The sequence below is a fragment of the Lentibacillus kapialis genome (assembly GCF_014646635.1).
Lineage (GTDB): Bacteria > Bacillota > Bacilli > Bacillales > Amphibacillaceae > Lentibacillus > Lentibacillus kapialis.
Map to the genome: position 1 here is coordinate 1 of NZ_BMNQ01000057.1, position 22,221 is coordinate 22,221.

At 41.3% G+C, this 22,221-nt stretch carries 22 protein-coding genes; 14 read left to right on the plus strand and 8 right to left on the minus strand.

Annotated elements, in window-relative coordinates; translation table 11 throughout:
- On the plus strand, window positions 1-360 hold a 360-nt coding region (locus IEW67_RS14690), incomplete at its 5' end, for a hypothetical protein (RefSeq protein ID WP_229671876.1).
- Here IEW67_RS14690 and IEW67_RS14695 read toward each other — a convergent pair.
- From IEW67_RS14695 to IEW67_RS14720, 6 genes are all read right to left on the minus strand, one after another.
- Window positions 357-1,055, minus strand: coding sequence for a DUF421 domain-containing protein (locus IEW67_RS14695; protein ID WP_229671878.1), 699 nt, complete (start codon window positions 1,053-1,055; stop codon window positions 357-359). The genes IEW67_RS14690 and IEW67_RS14695 overlap by 4 nt on opposite strands.
- Window positions 1,056-1,175: 120 nt before the next feature.
- Window positions 1,176-1,601 carry a GNAT family N-acetyltransferase gene (locus IEW67_RS14700; RefSeq protein WP_188633842.1) on the minus strand — a complete coding sequence of 142 codons (426 nt, stop codon included), beginning with the start codon at window positions 1,599-1,601 and terminating at the stop codon, window positions 1,176-1,178.
- Window positions 1,598-2,116: a YjcG family protein gene (locus IEW67_RS14705; RefSeq protein WP_188633843.1), complete on the minus strand. Its 519-nt coding sequence runs from the start codon at window positions 2,114-2,116 to the stop codon at window positions 1,598-1,600. The genes IEW67_RS14700 and IEW67_RS14705 overlap by 4 nt, the downstream gene beginning before the upstream one ends.
- Before the next feature lie 99 nt (window positions 2,117-2,215).
- On the minus strand, window positions 2,216-2,947 hold the full coding sequence (locus IEW67_RS14710; protein ID WP_188633859.1) for an alpha/beta hydrolase: 732 nt from the start codon (window positions 2,945-2,947) through the stop codon (window positions 2,216-2,218).
- Between the two features lie 128 nt (window positions 2,948-3,075).
- Window positions 3,076-4,905 (minus strand): ABC transporter ATP-binding protein, encoded by a 1,830-nt coding sequence (locus IEW67_RS14715; protein ID WP_188633844.1) that lies wholly within the window; start codon window positions 4,903-4,905, stop codon window positions 3,076-3,078.
- Window positions 4,886-6,625 carry an ABC transporter ATP-binding protein gene (locus tag IEW67_RS14720; protein ID WP_188633845.1) on the minus strand — a complete coding sequence of 580 codons (1,740 nt, stop codon included), beginning with the start codon at window positions 6,623-6,625 and terminating at the stop codon, window positions 4,886-4,888. The genes IEW67_RS14715 and IEW67_RS14720 overlap by 20 nt, the downstream gene beginning before the upstream one ends.
- A 179-nt stretch (window positions 6,626-6,804) precedes the next feature.
- Here IEW67_RS14720 and IEW67_RS14725 point away from each other — a divergent pair, with 179 nt between their 5' ends.
- From IEW67_RS14725 to IEW67_RS14770, 10 genes are all read left to right on the plus strand, one after another.
- Window positions 6,805-7,488: a DUF421 domain-containing protein gene (locus IEW67_RS14725; RefSeq protein ID WP_188633846.1), complete on the plus strand. Its 684-nt coding sequence runs from the start codon at window positions 6,805-6,807 to the stop codon at window positions 7,486-7,488.
- 160 nt (window positions 7,489-7,648) lie between these two features.
- Window positions 7,649-8,209: a thiol-disulfide oxidoreductase ResA gene (resA, locus tag IEW67_RS14730; RefSeq protein ID WP_373288565.1), complete on the plus strand. Its 561-nt coding sequence runs from the start codon at window positions 7,649-7,651 to the stop codon at window positions 8,207-8,209.
- A 24-nt stretch (window positions 8,210-8,233) separates the two neighbouring features.
- On the plus strand, window positions 8,234-8,938 hold the full coding sequence (locus IEW67_RS14735; RefSeq protein ID WP_188633848.1) for a cytochrome c biogenesis CcdA family protein: 705 nt from the start codon (window positions 8,234-8,236) through the stop codon (window positions 8,936-8,938).
- A 419-nt stretch (window positions 8,939-9,357) separates the two neighbouring features.
- Window positions 9,358-10,749: a sensor histidine kinase gene (locus tag IEW67_RS14740; RefSeq protein ID WP_188633849.1), complete on the plus strand. Its 1,392-nt coding sequence runs from the start codon at window positions 9,358-9,360 to the stop codon at window positions 10,747-10,749.
- Entirely contained in the window at window positions 10,742-11,419 is a 678-nt protein-coding gene (locus IEW67_RS14745; protein ID WP_188633850.1) for a response regulator transcription factor, read from the plus strand. The genes IEW67_RS14740 and IEW67_RS14745 overlap by 8 nt, the downstream gene beginning before the upstream one ends.
- A 555-nt stretch (window positions 11,420-11,974) precedes the next feature.
- Window positions 11,975-13,051: a multicopper oxidase family protein gene (locus IEW67_RS14750; protein ID WP_229671879.1), complete on the plus strand. Its 1,077-nt coding sequence runs from the start codon at window positions 11,975-11,977 to the stop codon at window positions 13,049-13,051.
- A 350-nt stretch (window positions 13,052-13,401) separates the two neighbouring features.
- On the plus strand, window positions 13,402-15,525 hold the full coding sequence (locus tag IEW67_RS14755) for a heavy metal translocating P-type ATPase (RefSeq protein WP_188633851.1): 2,124 nt from the start codon (window positions 13,402-13,404) through the stop codon (window positions 15,523-15,525).
- Between the two features lie 134 nt (window positions 15,526-15,659).
- Window positions 15,660-15,893: an SHOCT domain-containing protein gene (locus tag IEW67_RS14760; protein WP_188633852.1), complete on the plus strand. Its 234-nt coding sequence runs from the start codon at window positions 15,660-15,662 to the stop codon at window positions 15,891-15,893.
- Between the two features lie 50 nt (window positions 15,894-15,943).
- Window positions 15,944-17,473, plus strand: a complete 1,530-nt coding sequence (locus tag IEW67_RS14765) for a multicopper oxidase family protein (protein WP_188633853.1) — start codon at window positions 15,944-15,946, stop codon at window positions 17,471-17,473.
- Window positions 17,474-17,662: 189 nt separating this feature from the next.
- Window positions 17,663-18,280, plus strand: a complete 618-nt coding sequence (locus IEW67_RS14770; protein ID WP_188633854.1) for a class I SAM-dependent methyltransferase — start codon at window positions 17,663-17,665, stop codon at window positions 18,278-18,280.
- Between the two features lie 221 nt (window positions 18,281-18,501).
- On the opposite strand, the gene IEW67_RS18365 is transcribed toward IEW67_RS14770, so the two are convergent.
- Complete coding sequence (locus tag IEW67_RS18365; RefSeq protein ID WP_268238681.1) at window positions 18,502-18,627, minus strand: hypothetical protein; 126 nt, start codon at window positions 18,625-18,627, stop codon at window positions 18,502-18,504.
- A 14-nt stretch (window positions 18,628-18,641) separates the two neighbouring features.
- On the minus strand, window positions 18,642-18,887 hold the full coding sequence (locus tag IEW67_RS14775) for a hypothetical protein (protein WP_188633855.1): 246 nt from the start codon (window positions 18,885-18,887) through the stop codon (window positions 18,642-18,644).
- A 137-nt stretch (window positions 18,888-19,024) separates the two neighbouring features.
- Between IEW67_RS14775 and IEW67_RS14780 the strand changes: the two genes are divergently transcribed.
- The 3 genes from IEW67_RS14780 to IEW67_RS14790 all read left to right on the plus strand — a co-directional run bounded on the left by IEW67_RS14780 (window position 19,025) and on the right by IEW67_RS14790 (window position 21,870).
- On the plus strand, window positions 19,025-19,738 hold the full coding sequence (locus IEW67_RS14780) for a response regulator transcription factor (protein ID WP_188633856.1): 714 nt from the start codon (window positions 19,025-19,027) through the stop codon (window positions 19,736-19,738).
- Window positions 19,716-21,080, plus strand: a complete 1,365-nt coding sequence (locus IEW67_RS14785; RefSeq protein ID WP_188633857.1) for a sensor histidine kinase — start codon at window positions 19,716-19,718, stop codon at window positions 21,078-21,080. Before IEW67_RS14780 ends, IEW67_RS14785 begins: the two co-directional genes overlap by 23 nt.
- A gap of 133 nt (window positions 21,081-21,213) precedes the next feature.
- Window positions 21,214-21,870: a DUF4396 domain-containing protein gene (locus tag IEW67_RS14790; protein ID WP_188633858.1), complete on the plus strand. Its 657-nt coding sequence runs from the start codon at window positions 21,214-21,216 to the stop codon at window positions 21,868-21,870.
- Window positions 21,871-22,221: the final 351 nt, after the last annotated feature.

Here is a 22,221-nt window from a genome sequence, read left to right on the forward strand (position 1 = left end):
AAACATGGGCGCGAGATCGAAAACATGGGCGCGAGATCGAAAACATGGGCGCGAGATCGAAAACATGGGCGCGAGATCGAAAACATGGGCGCGAGATCGAAAACATGGGCGCGAGAACGAAAACATGGGCGCGAGAACGAAAACATGGGCGCGAGAACGAAAACATGGGCGCGAGAACGAAAACATGGGCGCGAGAACGAAAACATGGGCGCGAGAACGAAAACATGGGCGCGAGACCAGAAACATGTTCCTAAGAACCGAAATATGAGTCAGGAATCCGAAGATATCAGTGAGAACACATCATATGATATGCTACGCCGCAATAGAATAACCACACATACAGTAGCACCAGACACTTAATCCTGATTCTTATAATGATAAAGCATCACAAACAGTTTTTGCTGATTTTCCTGCCATTCCGCGTAGTAAACGTCCTCGACAGCTGAAACATTTTGTGATTGGAGTTCATTTTCAAGCCAGGATTTGGTTAGATTAGCTTCCTCCAGGTTATCCCACAATATTTCACCATCATTAATGAGTGTCCTGCCTAATTTAACAGGGGAAGGAGTGACATCGAGATCGGCATTTGTTGGTGTTTGATACGCCGGTTTTTTTAATATCGAGATGGTGCCGTCTGTTTCAAGAATGGCATATTCAACTTCTTCAAGGGAAAATACGTCCTTTGAACGAAGCAGGTGCTGGAGCTGGTTGATATCGAGGGCATTGTTTTTAAGCACATCATATGCAATATGCCCTTTATGTATTACCATGGCAGGCCGACCTTCCAGCAGGGAGCGGGAACCTTTGTATTTTTGGGTAATGACTTCTGTAATATAAAGTAACAAGCCCCACAAAAACACTAAGAAAGCGATCTCCGGTATTCCGGATTCTTCTTCATACAAAGCATTACCGACAAGTTCACCCAATATAATAGCGGAAATGAAATCAAATGGAGTCAATGCGGAAATTTGTGTTTTGCCGAGCACTTTCACCAGCACAAATAAAGCAAGGAATCCGAAAATCGTGTCACCAAACATCAACAAATACTCATTCAATGAAAATTCCCCCTCAAACATACTTTTCGTAGCATAACCACTCAGGTGTTATTTCATGCAAAATGTGTTGAGGAGGATGGCGAAAAAGAGGGTATCCTTATCACCATATAGGATACCCTCTCATTTTAATTCTTTTGTCATTGTCACATGTGGTATCCCAGCATCCATGAATTCGCCGGATACAACGTCATATCCCAATCTTTGGTAAAAATCAATGGCATGTGTTTGAGCGTTCAATATAGCTTTTTTATATCCTTCTTTCTTGATGACATTCTCCATGGTGCGAATCATCTCGGACCCGCAGGCATTCCCGCGCTGATTTTTTAGGACACAAATGCGTTCGAGTTTTCCGTAATTGTCAATAAAGCGTATCCGGGAGGCTGCAATTGGCACATCATTTTCATATCCGATTAAATGAATGGCTTCTCCGTCAAATTCGTCTATCTCTACTTCGGGCGGTACATTTTGTTCATGGACAAAGACAGTTGTTCGGACATCATAAGCCAGCTGTTTTTCTTCCGGTGTTTCGACTGCTCTGATGATCATACAAATTCCTTGCCGAACACAAATGACTCATAAACAGTCCAAACCCCGTTATCGAGCTGATACAATAAATGGAAGCGGTCAACGGTGTCTTCAAGCTGAATGTCTTTCATGCGAAGGCTGCCGTACACGTCCGAATGCTCGTCCTCTGACAGGTTTTGTGCAATCGTAATATGCGGTACAAAGGAATACGTCTGATTTTCCGGGAATTTGCCTTTTTGCATCGTGTCAGCCAGATCAGTCAATTGCTGCTCTTGATTAACTTTTAAATAAATCGTATTCGTGACAGGCGCAAACGTGCTCACTTTATCAGTGGAAATGGTGAACGATTCGGTCTTATTGGCGATGAGCTTTAATTCGGTTACAAGTTCATGAATCGTTTCATCATCCGCTTCAAAAGCTTCTTTCAATGTAAGGTGTGGCGGAATCAGTGCATAATGGGTATCATATCGTTTTCTGTATGCATTTATCTCATCCTGTATTGGCTTGGACGGGAAAATAACAATACCATATTTCATGTTAAAACCTCCTTGTATATCGTTGTTACTATAATTTAAGTCTACATTCCATTATAACAAAATTTGGATTGAAAAGGAAAAGATAATTGTTAAAAAATTTTAAATTGAGCTAAATATACTCGTGAAGGCGTTATTTAAATCTTTTTGCCAATATTTCCAGGTGTGCTGGCCGGATGCGCGTTCATGATAGATGTAATCCGTATTTTTGGCCTTTAAAAGTTCATTTAGCTTTCGATTGGGCCCGATAAAATCTGCACTGCTGCCGTCTGTCGTTTCGACGGCGGTCTCGTCCGTTCCAATTGTATGATAAATGGCAATCGAATGAATGTCCGTTGCATTTCGGACAGCTTGTTCTACCGTCTCATCGACATAAGGCGACTGAATAATGATGTTTCCGAACGTATTCGGGTATTTTAGAGCAGTCATCAATGCGAGTGTCCCAGCCAGAGAATCGCCAATCAGGGTACGGGACTTCCCCATAAGATAAGTAGGGAATAAGTCATCCAAGAGCGGAGCAACTTCGTGTGCGAGAAACTTAATGTAGCCCGAGTTTTGACTGCCATTTGGATGATATTTATTTCTTCGGTCAAATCTATTCTGATAATGAATGCCGGCCAGGATTGTATTGGCGATGTCACCGTTCTCGTGCAACTGATCAGATAATGTCGCGGCACGGCCAAGCTGATAATAATCATCACCATCTTGCATGATGCCAATCTGGTATTTATAAAGAGGTGAGTATGTCTCCGGCTGGTAGATTTTAAGCGTCATCATTTCATCCAGGTAGCGGCTGTCAATTTGCTTTTCAATCATTGTTCCCTTTCGTCCGATAGTGAACACCTCATTTGTTCCGTTGATGATTTCAATCCGAGAGTTTTATTTTTCACAATGGCTGCGTCCGCTGCTTCAATTGGCGATGCATATACTTATTTCCAGTTTATCATGCTTTGGTGCGATAATCATGCGTTGCTTTTCAGCTGACCTTTATATAAATGGAAATAGTGCCCATTTTGTGCGATTAATTCCTCGTGTGACCCTTGTTCAATAATCTGACCATGTTCAAGCAGAATGATTTTATCAGCTTCCTGAATGGTGTTGAGCCGATGAGCGATGACAAAACTTGTTCTGCCCTGCATTAGCCGCTTCAGTGCATCCTGGATTTGCAATTCAGTTACGGTATCAATATTGCTTGTTGCCTCATCCAAAACCAGAATCGCCGGATCAGCCAACAGTGCACGTGCAATTGTGATCAACTGTTTCTGCCCCTGACTTATGCCGCTGCCGTCCTGATCAAGAACAGTATCATAACCACTTGGCAGCTGCTTAATAAAGTCGTGTGCGTTAGCGTCTTTGGCAGCCCTGATAATGGCGTCATCTGATGCGTCAAGCTTGCCGTAGCGGATATTTTCTTTAATGGTTGCATGGAAAAGAAAGGCATCCTGTAACACAAACGCCATATGTTTACGGAGGCTGCTTCGTTTAATGTCCTTTAAATCAATGCCATCAAGGGTAATTGAGCCGCTGCCGTAATTATAAAAACGTGATATCAGATTGATGATGGTTGTTTTGCCTGCGCCGGTGTGACCGACAAAAGCGACTGTCTGACCGGGATGGGCTGTGAAGCTGATGTCTTTTAAAATCGGTGTGTCTTCATACGCAAAGGTAACCTTGTCGAATGCGACGCGCCCATCTGTGCTTTCGATGGTGCGTGCAGATGTTTCATCGGTTTCTTCCTGCTCTTCATCAATGATATTGAAAACACGCTCAGCACCGGCTACTGCCGAGAGCAGAATATTGAACTGGTTGGATAATTCATTGAGTGGACGCGTGAACTGCCGGGCATATTCGGTGAAAATAACGATCACCCCGACCGTGATTATATCCTGAATAGCCAGAATACCGCCGGCAAGTCCAACCAGTCCAAAACTTAAAAAGTTGAGCATGTTCATGACTTTTGGAATGAACCCGGCAAAGACTTGCGCCCAGAATCCTGAGTGCTGGAGGTTTTCATTCCGTTCTTGAAATCCCCTTATGACACGTTTTTCTTGGGAAAATGTCTTGATGACATGCTGGCCGGAGACAGTCTCTTCCACATATCCGTTCAGCTCGCCCAAACGTTGCTGCTGCAGTTTATATAATGGACCGGTTCGTTTCGTAATCCAGCGAATCGCAAGGAACATCACTGGAACAATCATCATGGTGATTAACGTTAACAAAGGGCTGAGCACCAGCATAACGACAACGGTTCCGACAAGCGTCAAGATACTGGTGAAAATCTGGATCACTGATTGATTCAGAGTGTTGTTGATGTTATCAATATCATTGGTGATCCGGCTCATCAATTCCCCGTGCTGACGTTTATCGAAAAATGCTATCGGTAGCCTGTGAAACTGCCGGAATAACTCTTCCCGCAGTGAATAAACGGTATTCTGTGCAATTCCCACCATCCAATAGTTCTGCAGGAAAACAGATAGCGAATGCAAAACATATATTAAAAGCAGCCAGACAAGCAGCATCCCGAGACCGGATGGCTCCTTGGTTACAATGAAATCGTCAACTGCCTTTCCGACCATAAACGGACCGGCTAAACTCATGGCGGAGCTGATAATTACCATCAGGATGACAGAGAGGAGCATGCCCTTTTCCCGGGCTAAATACGCCCAAATGCGCTTCACCGTTCCGGACGTGTTACGGGCACGGTCTGTTTTTTCCTTTTTCTGACGTGCACGAAGATCATCGATAGGTATTTTTTTGTATTGGAAAGGTTGTTTAAAGCCGTTGGTATGCATATGTGTATTCCTCCCCAAACTGTGAGGCGACAATCTGCCTGTAAAGTGAAGATGTCTCCAAAAGCTCATCATGTGCGCCGATGGCTAGTGTTTCACCGTGATTCAGCAGCAAGATACGATCGGCGCTCATAGCTGTGGATACCTTTTGTGTAATAATAAGGATCGTACAGTTATACCGCCGGAGCGACTCGAGCAATCTTGATTCGGTGGCCAGGTCAAGGGCACTGGTACTGTCATCAAGCATCAGGATTTTCGGTTCCCGAATCAATGCCCGGGCAATCGAGATGCGCTGTTTCTGTCCGCCGGATAAATTCACGCCTTTCTGTCCGATTTTTGTATTGTAATCATCCGGTAAGTCCATAATTGTGTCATGAATCTGGGCGTCTTTTGCAGCCTTCATGACATCATCTTTGGATGCGTTCTCCTTTCCCCAGGCAATATTATCGGCAACAGAGCCCGTGAACAGGAGCGGGTTTTGCGGAACATAGCCGATACTCAGACGCAGATTTCCCAGTTTGTATGCCGTAACTGGCTGATCGTCAATATAAACGGTGCCCTCATTCGCATCATACAAATGCGGAATCAGCTGGAACAGGGATGTTTTGCCTGATCCGGTCGCACCCATTATCGCCAGCTTTTCGTTGGGATGAACCATAAAGGAAACGGATTGAAGTGCATTATCCGGCATATCCGGATAAGCAAACGAGACGTCATCAAAGGAAATTTTCCCCTTCTGGACAATCGTATTGTCATCGGCATCAGCACGATCGATCAGGTCTGTGTTTACCTTTAGCACATCGTCAAGCCTTTCAGCCGATGCCTTGGCTCGGGAGAAGCCCATAATAATGAATGTGAACATCGATATGGCCATGGCAACACGCATAGCATAATTAACGATTGCCACAACATCACCGGTGCTCGTTTCGCCGGCGACCGCCAGCGCATTACCACGCCAGATGATAAACAGAAGACTCATATTCATCACAAACAGCAAAATTGGCATGGACGTCTCGATGAAGCGGAATGTTTTGCGCATCATTCCGGCCAGGTTTTCGTTGGCATTCATAAATCGTCTTTCTTCATGATTGTGGCGTAAAAAGGCTTTGATCAGCCGCATGCCTGCGAGATTTTCCTGCATAACCTGATTGACGTTATCAACATTGCGCTGCACCCGGTCGAACAGGCGGGTCGCAACTTTCAAAACCCAAAGGATAAACCCGACCAGAAGCGGTACCGTCACAAGAAAGATCAGTGCGAGCCGGGGGTTGACGATAAACGACATGATGACACCGCCAAATGCGATGAACGGCGCCTTGGCCATAATCCGGAGCGCCATGAAAATCGTATTCTGCAACTGACGGACGTCATTGGAAAATCGCGTCACAAGTCCTGATGTCGGGTACTGATTCAAGTCAGCAAATGAAAAATCCTGTATCTTATAAAAAAGCTGCCTGCGGATGTCATAAGCGAATCCAAGCCCGGTATGAGCGGCATAAAAGGAGTTGAAAACCCCGGCTATAAAAGCCATAAACGCCATTAGGATCATAATGCTGCCCCACATGATAATATTATTCAAATCCTGATTTGCGACCCCATCATTAATCATTTTTCCAAGAAAAAGTGGCAGTAATAACTCGACCATTAATTCAATTAAGGTCAGCGTATAGGCTGCCATGATAGGGAGTTTGTATGGTTTCAGAAAGGAAAGAACGTGCCTCAAGACGGTAACCCCCGATGTGTATAGTGCTTCTATCTTTATCATTATAAAGGGAAACAGTCATTTTATCCAAAAATATATTTCGGGAACAGAAGTAGTTCATGATGATATTTGGGCATACCTCATAATTTCAGCTGTCAAGCAGATACTACCTGGAAAGTGTGAATGAAGGCGGGAAGTAAATGTTCTTCTTTTTGCTAAAACTGATTTTGTTATACTTCGTGACAATTATAATCATCCGCTCGTTGGGAAAGTCAGCTTTTGCTCAGTTGACAGCGCATGATTTAGCCGGAATCTTTTTTGTCATATCACTGGCAACAGGGCCGGTCATTACGGATAACTTTGGATACACCATAACGGGCCTGATTGTTGTAGGACTGGTGCATATCGGATTTTCAAGACTGATGCTGTTTAATGGATTGGACCGGATTTTCGTCGGAAAACCAACGATTGTTATAAAACACGGTAAGCTTGTGCGGGAAAATTTAAAAGAGACACATTTTACACTTTCAGAAATATTATCTAAAGTGCGGGAAGAGGGGCATCCGGATATTTCGTTGATCGATTATGCGATTATTGAACCTAGCGGCGGGATAAGCATTATCCCGCATCAGGATATTGCTCCGGTTACACCGGCACAATTGGATATCGAAACGTCTTATAACGGGCTGCCGATAGCGGTGGTGATCGAAGGCCGAATCCAGCACCGGAATTTGCAGCTTATTAATAAAGATGAGCAATGGCTGAAGGGAGAACTGGCTGATGCCGGTTATCCTGACCGGAGCCATATTTTCTATGCGGCGGTCCGCGATGACGATTATTCATTAATGGTTGATACAGGAACGGGAAACATAGGGGATAAATGAAATCTGCCACTCTTTTAATAGAACTGGCTTATATAGAATTGTTTAAAAAAATCGTGTCCGTTTGGATTAGATTGTAAATCTGCACAGTTAATGCACATAATTATTCTATATTTGTAGTGAGTACTTGTTATGGGGAGTGACGCATTTGAGCTTGAAACAAATGGAGAAAAAGAAGCAATATAAAAAAAGAAATCGTTTGATGTTTAGAACCGCAATTATAGTTGTGCTTTTAGCAGCCATCGTATTTGCGTTGGTCACTAATTTACAAGGTGATAAAGCTGTTTATCAAATAGGTGATGAGGCTCCGGACTTTAAGTTAAAACAAATTAATAAGAATAATAAATTAGAAACTGTGCAGCTTAGTGAATTAGAAGGCAAGGGTGTCATGTTAAATTTTTGGGGTACTTGGTGCAAACCGTGCGAAGAAGAAATGCCTTATATGCAAACATTGTATTCCGAATATAAAGAAAAAGGAATTGAAATTGCAGCAATTAGCTTGGATAGCACCGAAACAGTTGTTCATCGTTTTATAGACAAACATGATCTGACATTTCCTATACCACACGATACTACGGGGGAAGTGCAGGATCTATACGATATAGGTCCGCTTCCGAGTACTGTATTCATCAATCCTGATGGGGTGATTGAGGAACGCATTCTTGGTGCACTTACTTTGGAAAAATTAGAAGGCTATCTACAAGATATATCTCCGGAACAATAGCCGGAATGGTAAGGGGGGATAACTTTGAACGAAATAAATATCTTTTTAGCTTTTGGTGCAGGTTTTCTATCATTTATTTCACCCTGTGTTTTACCACTTTATCCTGCATTTTTATCTTATATAACCGGAATGAGCGTTAGTGAAATAAATGAGGAAAACAGAAAGATGAACAAAAAGGCTATTCTACATACAATCTGTTTTTTGATAGGGTTTTCGAGTATTTTTATTATGCTTGGATTTACCACGACTTTTGTATCGGAATTCCTACAAAACAATCAGGATGTCATAAGACAGATTGGAGCCGTATTAATTATCTTCTTTGGACTGGTAATAATCGGAGTGTTTAATTTTAAATTCCTTATGCAGGATAAAAAGGTGAGATTTAAAAATCGACCGGGAGGATTCTTTGGTTCCTTCATTATTGGAATGGCTTTTTCTTTAGGATGGACACCGTGTACGGGGCCTATACTTGCTATCGTATTGTCGTTAGCTGCAACAAATCCTGAAATTGGTATGGTGATGATGGTAAGCTACATATTAGGTTTTTCTATTCCATTTCTATTACTATCATTCTTTATCGGTAAACTTAAGTGGATTAAAAAACATAGTGTTCGACTTATCAAAATTGGTGGCTATGTGATGATTTTTATGGGAGTAGCACTTTACTTTGATTGGATGACTGATTTAACCTCCTTCTTAGCAGGATGGTTTGGCTTCACCGGGTTTTAGTGAAACTTCAGAAAAAATAGATAAGCAAGCGCTTGAGCATAAGTGAATTCAATCTGAATATACAGACAATCAAATTGCCTGATTTAACAGAGAACGGGCCTGTTTATATTGCCCAAAACCCACAGGATAATCAGGAATATGCTGTTTATACAACAAAGAATTAAGCTTACATATCAAAAGATGGTGCAGAATCCCGGAAACAAATTAGGGAACGAATTTTAGAGAATGGAAAAGTAAATTAAAGGGGTTCTTGATGCATGTATACTCAACTGTATTAGGGAAGACGCCGTATTTTCTGCAGTGCTTTATTGCTTCCGCTATTTTAATGAAAAACAGAAAGATTGAGTATGTGGCTGGGGTATCGCTCCTTCTTATTGCTATATTTGAGACACTAACCTATTGGCGTAAGGAGGCTCATTATGTTTAATAAACTGTCTTTTAAAATTGGGTTACTATTTTTTGTGTTTATATTAATCATTGAGTCTTTTTTATTTTTCATACTATATACGAATCTGGTAAATGACCGAATTGAAGAAGTAATGGATAATTTATTGGCACGTGGAAATACCCATAGTGCTGTACTTGAGGATAATTTTGAAAGCCCAACTTTAGAACATGTTGGATTGATGGAATCTGCCTCTGATTATGTTGTTATAATTACCGATGCAACCGGTAATATCCTGATTAACTCAGATCCTATTGAAGAAGAAATGCAGGAAGTAATCGAGCATAATAATTATGAAGACATGCCAAGAGAGGGTAAAATTGTTGAAGACCGATGGGCAGAGAAGGAATATATTGTAGCAGATAGTCCGGTTACTATTGATGGAGTGCATAAAGGTCACGTTTTTATGTTTGCTCATTCGCAAAATGTTAAAAAAATTATTGATCAATTAAGTGATCAATTTGCCATTGTGGGCATCATGACGATACTTCTAACAATTATTACGATTTTTATACTGTCCAGATTTATTACACTACCTTTAATTAAAATCAAGGAAGCAACTGAACAACTGAGTGAGGGAAGAAATAAAGTTGAGTTATCTACAGAACGAAAAGATGAGTTGGGAGGGTTAGCGAATTCTATTACACGACTATCGAAAGACTTGGATCGATTAAAAAATGAGAGAAATGAATTTTTAGCAAGTATATCACATGAAATTAGAACACCATTGACCTATATAAAAGGGTATGCTGATATTATCGATCGACAAGGTATGACTGAAGCCGAAGTAAAAGCGTATGCAACGATTATTCGTGAAGAAACTGAGCATTTATCTTTATTGATTAAAAATTTTTTTGAATTGGCAAGACTGGACCAGCGCCGATTCGTCATTAAGCGTGAAGAAGTCCTGTTGTGTGAACTGATTCATTCGGTGACAGATCGTATGAAACCGGCTTTTGAGGAGGAGCATGTTGCATATAAAGTTGATTGTTCAAACAAGGACGTGTGGGTTTTTGTTGATCCGGAACGATTCCAACAAGTTTTATTGAATATACTGGACAACGCCAGGAAGAATTCATATGAAGGTGGCGAGGTTGTTCTTGAGGCGTCTCATACGACCGAGGAACTTCGTATTACCATTTCGGATGAGGGTGAGGGAATACCTAAAGACGACTTACCGCACATTTTTGATCGGCTATATCGTGTAGAAAAATCCCGTTCACGAGATAGTGGTGGTTCAGGACTTGGGTTGGCTATTGCTAAGGAAATTGTTGAGTCACACGGTGGACAAATTGCTATTGAAAGTGAACGCGGCAAAGGGACTTGCGTTCGAATAACACTGATGCGAGGTGATCATCTTGAATAAGGCCCTGCTGGTTGACGATGAAAAACGGATGCTGGATCTATTGGAGTTATATTTAAAGCCTTATCACTATACTTGTAAAAAAGTGCGGGAGACTAATAAAGCGTTGGCTTATGTCGAGGAAGAGATGTTTGACATTGTCCTGCTTGATATTATGATGCCGGATATGGATGGCTGGAAACTTTGCCGGGAAATCAGGAAAATATCGGATGTGCCAATTATCATGGTAACAGCACGTGATCAGAAGGATGATGTTGTTAAAGGGTTAAAATTGGGAGCGGATGATTATCTAACGAAGCCCTTTGATGAACGTGAGTTAGTAGCTAGAATCGATGCATTATTAAGAAGGCAAAAGCCTGTCAATTCGATTGAAATTAACGGATTGTTCTGGGATGAAAATCGGTATGAGCTTTCCTATCTGAACAGACCGATCAAATTGACACCTAAGGAATTTGTGATGATGGGCCTCCTACTAAAAAACCCCAATCAGGTATTCACAAGAGAACGGCTAATCGAGTTAATCTGGGGTTTTGATTCAGATACAGAAGGCAGGACAATTGATTCCCATGTTCGGAATATGCGGGGAAAAATTAAACAGGCAGGCTTCCCGGTTGAAGAACACTTTAAAACGGTATGGGGGATAGGGTATAAGTGGTTGAACAATCCTGATTAACGTCAACAACTTGTCACATTTTCTTGATACATTCTGAAATATATTTCTTTATGATACTTATTGAAGGGAGTCTACACTAAAAGTGCGTGTTCAAAAAGGAGGATAAAAAGGACCAACGAAGAAATTCGAAGTGTCATGTTTACCGGACTTTTTGAACAACCTCTAAAAGGAAATTTTTAGCTGCCGACTTAACATTTTTTTGTAGTATTGGGCATGGGGAATGTGGTGATAGTACATAGCGCAGCTAAGAATAGTGGTAAAATAGATTGGGTGGATAGTATGCAGTTCAGAATGTGGACGTCAATAATCGATGTATATTGGTTTCACCCCCCTAACATGAAAGCAGGGCTGTTCCCATCAAAACAGCCTTGTTTTTTCTTTTTTTAACAGAGTGTTTTTGGCTGGTTCCTCTTGAAACGGTATATCTTAGACAAAAGTGGTATTAATAAGAAAAGTCCGATTTGGTTAGAGCGTATACATCGCTTCTCGATACTTTCTTGATAATTCAGTAGTAGAATAATAGATGTTAAACAATTGACAAGAGGAGTGGAAAGGTTGCAAAAGAAATGGATTGTCATACTGACTTTAGTTGTAACTGTGGTTTTAGTGTTTACTATTATTCAATGGGTCAGTACATCAGAGGTAAAACAAAGCTTAAATGAGACGAAAAGTGAGAATGCGAATATTGAATCGCCTGGTTTAGAAATATTGACCGGGAAAGAGGACAATGGAATAAAAAAATACAAATTGACAGCAGAGCCAGTGACTCAAACATTCACGGATGGATTCAAAGCAGATGCATGGGGATTTAATGGCAGTACGCCTGGACCTACCCTGGTTGCTAAAGAGGGAGATACAGTAGAAATTACTGTTCATAACAGCCTATCTGAACCAACATCCGTTCATTGGCATGGTCTTGAAGTACCAAATGATATGGATGGTGTGCCTATGGTGCAGGATACGCCAAAAATAAAACCTGGTGAATCTTTTACGTATACATTTACCTTGGAACAATCAGGAACCTATATGTATCATTCACATACAAATGTATCTAAGCAGGAGTTAATGGGTCTTACTGGCTCTTTTGTTATTCAACCAAAAAAACAAAATCAACAAGTGGATAGGGATATCACCATGATGTTGCAAGAGTGGACACTCGATGGTGCTGGTGGTCACGGAGACATGAACACTGAGCAAGAACATCAAACGAGTACAGAAGAGGATGACACAGAGGATGCGGAAAAAGAAAAAGGCGTTTATGAGGTCGATCCAATGGGAATGGAGCCAAATATGTTCACCATCAATGGGAAGTCTTATCCTTCAACAGAACCAATTAAAATAAAAGAGGGCGAGACAGTCCGTATACGTTTTACAAACTTGAGTGGCAATTCCCATCCAATGCACATGCACGGGGGTGATTTTAAAGTAGTTGCTGCAGACGGCAATCGGATTAGTAAATCAGCACAGCTTGATAAAAATACGATTAACGTTGCAGCCGGAGAAACGTGGGATATTGAGTTCTCCGCTGAAAATGTTGGTGAATGGCCAATTCATTGCCACAAACCCCATCATACGATGAATGCTAACGGTGAAACAGGTGGTATGTTTACCACCATTGAGGTTACTGAATAATCTTGATTTAAAACAAAAATTAGCATTCCCTATGCATGACTTCCTTTATTGTTATCACCTCAAGTGTTTATTGTAAAGAGCCGGATCTAATGGGTCAGGCTTTTTCACGTAAAAGGGTTTGTTTATTAACTTGAATTTGCTAGACAAAAAGGTGGGGACTTTTAAAACAAAGGAATTTAATATGTCCCCATTCACCCGGGAATGAATGAAAAAGATTTGGCAGTTTGCTTTCATTAAGAAAAAAGATAATATAAGTATATAGTTTATATTTTACCTTACGGGGGTATTGTATTATAATAAATAAGTAATAAATTGGGAGAATAACAGTTGAGCCCCGGAAAGGAGTAGTTATGGCTAAATTTAAAAATGAAAACCACGATGGAAATACGAGCAAGCATAGTCAAGATGATCACCAGCATCATGATAATCACCACGACCATGCTGACCGAAGCAATGGAGAACATGAGCATCATGACAACGGAGATGACCATAATGATCACGGAGGCCACGACCATCATGGTCACGGACACCACGATCATGGCGATATGGTCAGTGATTTCAAGAAAAGGTTTTATATATCGTTGATTGTCACGATTCCCATTCTGATTTTGTCACCGATGATTCAGGGTTTTATTGGTGTTGACTGGCGTTTCCCGGCTGATCAATATATCCTGTTTGCACTTGCGACATTTGTGTTCTTCTACGGTGGCTGGCCGTTCATTACTGGCGGGATCAGTGAGCTAAAAGATAAAAATCCGGGCATGATGACACTGATTGGACTGGCGATTCTTGTCGCGTATGGCTACAGTTCAATGACCGTTTTCGGCTGGCAAGGCAAGGATTTCTTCTGGGAACTTGCCACACTGATTGACATTATGCTACTAGGTCATTGGATTGAAATGCGATCGGTGATGGGAGCTTCGAATGCACTTGAGGAATTAGTTAAGCTGATGCCGAATGAAGCGCATAAGCTTGATGAAAACGACGACATCACGGACGTACCGACATCGGAACTGAAACATGACGATAATGTGCTGGTCAAACCGGGTGAAAAAATTCCAGTCGACGGAACGATTTATGACGGCAATTCAGCGATTGACGAATCAATGCTGACCGGTGAATCTGTTCCGATAGAGAAGGGAAAAGGCGATGAAGTGATTGGTGGATCTATCAACAAAGAAGGGTCCATTAAAGTAACGGTTGAGAAAACAGGGGAAGACTCTTATCTATCCCAGGTCATTACATTGGTTAAGGAAGCACAGGAATCCAAATCAAAAACACAAGATCTGACCAACCGTGCTGCTAAATGGCTGTTTTACATTGCTCTCGCATCCGGGTTTATCACCTTATTTGTATGGTTAATGCTCGGGTATTCTTTTGATGTTGCTCTGGAGCGGATGGTCACAGTGATGGTTATTACCTGTCCGCATGCGCTTGGTCTGGCGGCGCCATTGGTGGTGGCGGTGTCAACATCCATTTCAGCCAAACAGGGACTGCTTATCCGGAACCGTGCCAATTTTGAAGGAGCAAGAAAACTCAATGCGGTCGTTTTCGATAAAACAGGCACTCTGACTCAAGGTGAATTCGGTGTAACGAATATTGTTCCAAATAATGGCTACCAGGAAAATGAAGTATTGACATGGGCAGCCAGTCTTGAGCAGAATTCGGAGCATCCGATTGCGGCAGGTATTGTCAGTTCTTCGAAGGAAAAAGACCTTGAACTAAGAAAAATCGAGGAATTCGAGTCCATAACCGGTAAAGGAATCGAGGGCAAAATCGAAGGCAAAAAGGTAAACGTCGTAAGTCCTGGCTATGTTGATAATAATAATATGGATTATGACCGGGATACGTTCGCTAAATTGTCTGAAGAGGGGAAAACGGTTGTTTTTGTCCTGTTGAATGACGAATTGATCGGTATGGTTGCACTTGCGGATATGGTTCGTGAAACAGCAAAAGAAGCCATTGCATCATTAAAAGAAAAAGGTATACACTCCATTATGTTAACTGGTGACAATAAAAAAGTTGCAAATTGGGTCGCCAAGCAATTGGATATCGATGAAGTGTATGCGGAAGTTTTACCTGATGATAAAGCCAATCAGGTAAAAACAATTAAAAGCAAAGGCTGGGAAGTGGCTATGACAGGTGACGGTGTTAACGATGCACCTGCATTGGCAACAGCTGATTTAGGCATTGCGATCGGTGCTGGAACAGATGTAGCCATGGAATCAGCTGATGTCGTCCTTGTCAAAAGTAATCCGAAAGATGTCGTATCACTGATGGAACTGTCTAGAAAAACGTACCGCAAAATGGTTCAGAACCTTTGGTGGGCAGCCGGCTATAATATTTTTGCAATTCCGCTGGCAGCAGGTGTGCTGGCGCCGATTGGGATTGTTCTCAGTCCTGCAGTTGGAGCCGTATTAATGAGTCTAAGCACAGTTGTTGTTGCCATTAACGCCAAATTGTTAAAAGCTTAGCTAAGCCTTTTTCCATAGCTTTGGCACACCTTTAAGGCAACAAAGCATATATTGCCGTGTTAGATAACCGTACGAAATAACGGTCAAATATGAAATTATATGCAAACTTTCTCGATAATTAAGGAGCTGACGTTATGATGGGCAACATGATGGGAGGCGGTATGAGCGGGGGCTTTTTTGGATTCAGCTTCCTCACGATTTTGATTATCCTGGCAATTATTATCATTGCTGTCTGGATGTTCAAATCGGATAATGGATCATACCGTTCATCCGGTGATAAGCCGTTGGAGACCCTGAAAGAAAGATTGGCAAAGGGTGAGATATCAGAAGAGGAGTATGATCGACTTAAACGGAAACTGAAAGAATGACAGTATGATCAGAAAATAGGGGTAGCTGGAAAATAGGAAGGTGACAAGCTGTGAACAGAAAAATAGTTGGGTCCATTTTAATAGGTGTGCTTGCTGTTATGTGGGGAGGCATCTATATCAGTTCTGATTTTGGTGGATTTAAGGATGAGACGTCAGATGATGTCATGGAGCAGGGGAATACAAGTATTCTGGAAGTTGATGCACAGGAAGCGGGTGACCGTCCCGTTAAAACATTTGATCTGACCGCACAGGAAACGGCGTGGAAGATTAGTCAAAAAAAAACAGTTAATGCCTGGACTTATAATGGGAGTGTCCCGGGAGAAGCGCTGCGTGTCAAGGAAGGCGATTTCGTCCGTGCCCATCTAAAAAATGAGCTGGATGTTCCTGTCACCATTCATTGGCATGGGATGATTCTTCCTAACAGAATGGATGGTGTTCCTGGTTTGACACAGGATGCAGTTCAACCCGGGGAATCATTCACGTATGAATTCATTGCTAATGACCCCGGGACTTATTGGTATCACTCGCATCAGCATAGTTCGAAACAGGTTGACAGAGGACTGTATGGTTCACTGGTGATTGAAGAAAAGGAAACTGAGCAGAAGAATGATCTTAATCAGGACAACGTTTTCATATTGGACGAATGGTCAATTGGCCAAGAAAGTCAGGGAATGGGAGGCATGATGGGGGCTATGTCCGGGGATGGTGAAGCCGATACAAAACAGGCATACGATACATTCACAGTTAATGGTAAATCCGGTCAAGCAATAGAACCTTTCATTATGCCAGAGGGCGAGACAGCACGCTTACGATTTGTCAATGCAGGCTATCAGCAGCACCAACTTGTTTTTCCGGAAGGGTCAATGAAAGTGATTGCTAACGATGGAGAAGCGGTTGATGACTCAAAAGGTTCGACCAATGTATTGGAAATTGCCCCGGGCGAAAGAATTGATGTCGCCTTCACAAAACCAGATAAAGAATCGGTTGTCATTGGAGAGAATCCTAACATTGAAAATGCAGGGGATATGCGGATTCCTGTAGTTTCCCGGAAAAGCAGCGATTATTCAGAAGACCATGATCTGACGGCGATTTCAGATCAATCAATTGCCCGGGGGACGTCATATGGCAGTGAAAACCTTATTTTCAATGAGCTGCCTGAACCTGATGTTACGTATAATATGGACTTAAGTATGGGCATGAACATGGGGGAAGGTATGGCATTTCAGATTAACCAGGAAACTTTCCCGGACACTCCACCTATTCAAGTGGAAGAGGGCGATGTTGTGAAAGTTAATATTCAAAACAGCGGACGGATGAATCACCCGATGCATCTGCATGGACACCGCTTTCAGGTGATGTCTAAAAATGGCAATCAGTATGATGAACCAATTGTTAAAGATTTGATCCATGTTAAGCCCGGTGAAAATTACGAGATTTATTTCAAGGCCAACAATAAGGGTGAATGGTTGTTCCATTGTCATGATAATAACCATGCGGACCAGGGAATGGTAACGATTGTGGATTATAAAAGTGTCTATTCGCCGTTTGAGATTGGCGGGGAGAATCAAAATCGACCTTAAGTTCTCGGGCCGCTGCAGTCCCGGTCCAAGAGCCGTTCGGAATTTATTTGCCTAAAGATGGATTGAATTGATTTTTAAATCCATCATATTTTTTACTCCAACACTCATTTTCAGAGTAGACTGGGATTATGAACCAATGTGAATATATGGTTCCGAAATTGTTACGCTCTGAAAAAAGGAGATTCCAATATGACAAATACGAAGCAAACGGAAACGATCAAGCGAAGATATAACCGTATTTCCGGCATATTCGACCTTATGGATCGGATGATGCGTGAAAAATGGCGAAAAGAACTACTGCAGCATGCTAAAGGGAAAGTATTAGAAGTCGGTATCGGTACAGGTTTGAACCTTAAATACTATCCGGCTCATGTTGAGGTAACAGGGATAGATTTCAGTCCTGCGATGCTTCAGAAAGCAAAAGAAAAAGCAGATAGGATGCCTCAGCATTTTGAGTTGCTGGAAATGGACGCACAGCAGATGGAATTTTCAGACAATACATTCGACACTGTGGTTACTACCTGTGTATTTTGTTCTGTTCCTGATCCAGTCGAAGGTTTAAAAGAAATCCGTCGGGTCACAAAACCTCAAGGGAAAGTCATTATGTTAGAGCATATGCGGAGCGATAATGAATTTTTCGGGAAAGTGATGGATGTGTTAAACCCATTTGGCTTGCACATCATAGGGGCAAATATTAACCGAAAGACGATGGATAATATCCATCAGGCAGGCATGAAAGTTGAAAGCGATACATTTTTGATGACCTCCATTGTCCGAAGATTGCTACTTTATCCTAATAAAGAATAGAATTGATCAATCGTATGGTCTTATTTTATTTGTAATAATCATGGATTTATGATGAAAAATCATAATTATGTTGTTATCCATAAATCTGTAAGGGAATGATGTTTTTAACAAAGATAAGATAATAAAATCATAACCCCGGCACATAGCAAAATGACTAGCATGTTAAACAAAATAAAGTGAGAAAAGAATTGCTTATCCAATCCTTTTCTCATTATTACCATTTAACGGTCATGGTTTTTCATTGCCATTTTCGTTGCATAATAAACAACAATACCGATAACTAGCAGGTTGATAATCCATCCGAGAAATCCCATGCCCATCATCCCGAAGCCATATCCGCCCATCATCCGAAATCACCTCTTCACTGGAAATTGTTCATCATGCCGCGGAATTCATTGTTGTTGTTTTGCATATAACCGCCATCTCCATGGCAGTCATTAAACATGGCTCGCTGATCTTCTTCGGAAAAATTCGGATGCATTTCTTCCATATACGGCTGCATGTCTTCAAAGTTGAAAGTGTTTTCTCCATTGCCATGTGCAAAAACAAAAGTACCGCCACCTAAGACAAGAAAACTTGTTAATAAGCCAATGAATATTTTTTTCATTGTGTTCATCTCCTTTCTTGATTAATTTCAGTATATCCCCTTCAAATGTAGAACTTATGAGCAAGTTGTGTGGAATTTGTGAAGATAATTCAATTAACCCGATAACGTGCTATGATAAGGATAAGAGGTGATAGTTCATGACAAAAATCCTTCTAGTAGATGATGAAAAAATGATTTTGGAGGTATTGGAGGCGTATTTTCAAAAAGAAGGCTGGGAGATTGCTTCTGCTTCCAATGGCATCGAAGCGCTAAAAAAAATTAATGAAACAAACCCGGATATAATCGTGCTTGATTTGATGCTGCCGGATATTTCTGGTGAGGAAATTTGCAGGCTAACACGAAAAGATAGTGATGTCCCGATTATTATGTTGACAGCAAAATCTGCAGAAGAGGACGTCATCAATGGGATTGTGATCGGGGCGGATGATTATGTGATCAAACCGTTTAGTTCCAGAGAAGTGGTAGTTCGTGCAAAGTCACTACTTCGGCGTGTGAAAAAAATTGAAACGAAAAACAAGCTCCAGTTTAATCACTCACAGTTGATCATTGACCAGTTAAAAAAAGAAGTGACACGACATGATGTGCCACTTACGTTAACGCCTAATGAATATAAAATTCTGTTGGCAATGGCAAGTTATCCGGGACGTGTATACAGCAGGGCGGATTTACTTGAAAAAATTCAGGACGATGGCATCTTTTTTGAAGGCTATGAGCGAAGTATTGATACACATATAAAAAATTTGCGCAAAAAAGTGGAGGCCGATTCGCGTCACCCTGCATACATCATCACGGTGTTCGGAATGGGGTATAAGTTTGGAGGGCAACCGGATGCAGCTGACATTTCGTTCTAAAATATTCGTTTTTTTTCTGATTGTTTCGCTTAGTGGTGTATTCCTTACGAGCTTTTCTATTTTTTTTGGCGTCGAAAATCAATTTTCCAATTATCTGCGAGAAAGCAGGGAACAAAACATTGATTTAATTCGAGAGGAAGCAACTAATCAGTATATGAAAAATGATGAACTCGTTAATCAGCAACTGTCTGATCTTATGCATGAACAGGCGATGACAGAGAACTTATTTTATAAAATATATGATAACAAGGAAAACCTGCTGATTGATACGACGACAATGCTGAAAATGATGGATGGTATGGGAATGCATGAGCGTGCTTCTGCTGACGCCGAATATGCTTCCAATATGTATCCATTGCAGGTAGATGGAAGAGAAGTTGGCAGCATACAAGTGGTATATCCGGTTGAATTAGTTGGAGCGGAAGTAAGCTTTCTGGATTCCATTAAACGAAATATTGTGATAGCTGTGCTTGTAATTGTCCTTTTATCAATTGTGTTTAGTCTATTGTTTTCAAGACAGTTGACATCTGGCTTTCACCAATTGACGCAGGCTATTCAACAATTGCGCCAGCATAATTGGCGGGCGCGTGTTCCACTGGAAAAATTAACACATGAAATGAAGCCACTCGGAGAATCTTTTAACCAACTTGCAGCGACACTTTCAAAAGAAGAAAAGCTTCGTAAGCAATTCACGGCTGATTTTGCCCATGAATTGCGCACTCCGCTATCAACATTGCGAAGTCAGTTGGAAGCCTATCAAGATGGTATCTGGGAACCCACACCAAAAAGACTTCAGCAAAGTCATGCCGAATTAATGCGCTTAGTTCGCTTGATTAATGAACTGGAAAAATTAATCGCTGTTGAAAATCCGCAGCTTCAATTAAAAATGACGGCGATTGAAGCTGGAGAAATAGCTGGAGCATTAGAAAGACAATTTACATCCTTGTTTCAGGAAAAAGGTATTGGATTGTATATCGATAAACCGGAAAAAGAGTATTGGTTCAATGGCGATCGTGATAAGGTGATTCAAATTTTAACTAATATTATAAATAACGCATTGCAATATACACCAGCGGGAAAGAATGTAACGCTGACGATAGCGGAAACAGATAAGCAAGTTCATTTTCAGGTGAAGGACGAAGGGAACGGTATCGGCAAGGAAGATCTTCCTTACTTATTTGAACGGTTTTATCGCGGCGATAAATCCCGTGATACAAAAACAGGTGGCATTGGTATTGGACTCTCGATTGTGAAAGCGCTAGTTGATGCTCATCAGGGAGACATACATGTGGAAAGTGAAGAGGGAGCTGGTACGATGGTGACCGTTTCTTTTCGAAGATGACGATCTTGATAGAAAAATCTGTAGCTAACAAACGAAATACCGAAGTTTTCTAACACCCAATTCATTTATGTTTAACAATACCGTGTCCGGGTATATATGATAAAGCAGATTCAAAAATGTTGGAGTGGTAACTATGTTAACGGTGATTTCCTGGATCGCCTTAGGAATAGGCATACTTTCTTCTATTATTATTATTTTCGATGTCATCAAACATCCGCAAATGATGACAATTATGAATGTGGTCTGGCCGATAAATGGCTGGTTTTTCGGACCGATTGCATTATGGACGTATTTCAAATGGGGAAGATTAAAAGCGAAGGATCACGATAAAGAAGATAACCGTAAACGGCCCGCAAGAGTTTTTTTGTCAACTAGTCATTGTTCTTCAGGCTGCACGGTTGGCGACGCGGTTGGAGTGCCAATTGTAGCACTAACAGGAATGACAATACTAGGAACCACGTTATTTGCGCATTATACGGTAGAGTTTATTTTCGCATATATATTTGGAATCATATTTCAATTTTATGCAATTTATCCAATGGACAAATCCCAAGGTGCTGTCGGTGCAGTGAAGGCTGCTATCAAGGCTGACTCCTTGTCATTAATCGCATTTGAAATCGGTATGTTTGGCTGGATGGCAATCGTTCATTATTTGTTGTTCGCCCAGCCGCCAAAGCCGGATACAGCAGTATACTGGTTCATGATGCAGATCGCGATGATTTTAGGTTTTCTTACGAGTTATCCGGCGAATTGGATTCTTGTGCGAAGAGGTATCAAAGAAGAAATGTAATACAGTTTAAAACAATAAACTTAGCAGGTAGTTCCTGCTGAACCATTAGCATGATAATGGCGACCCGCAGGACTTTTTGCCCTTTTTACATTTATCACCTTAGCTTGTTAATTTATGAAGCTTTGTGTTTCTAATGTACCGTTATTAAATACTAGTGATGCTCCTCATCACTAAAGTGTTTTAAAAATAAATGTTCTGGTTAGCCCCCAAAAAGGGTAAAAAAGTGTCCAAAATATACCACGACTACGTTATAATAAAGGTAACTATACAATTCTTCACAGGGCGGTGCTACATATGTTTAAACACGGTAAAAAGGAACATCAAAAATCTCTGTTTGACCTTGATATACGA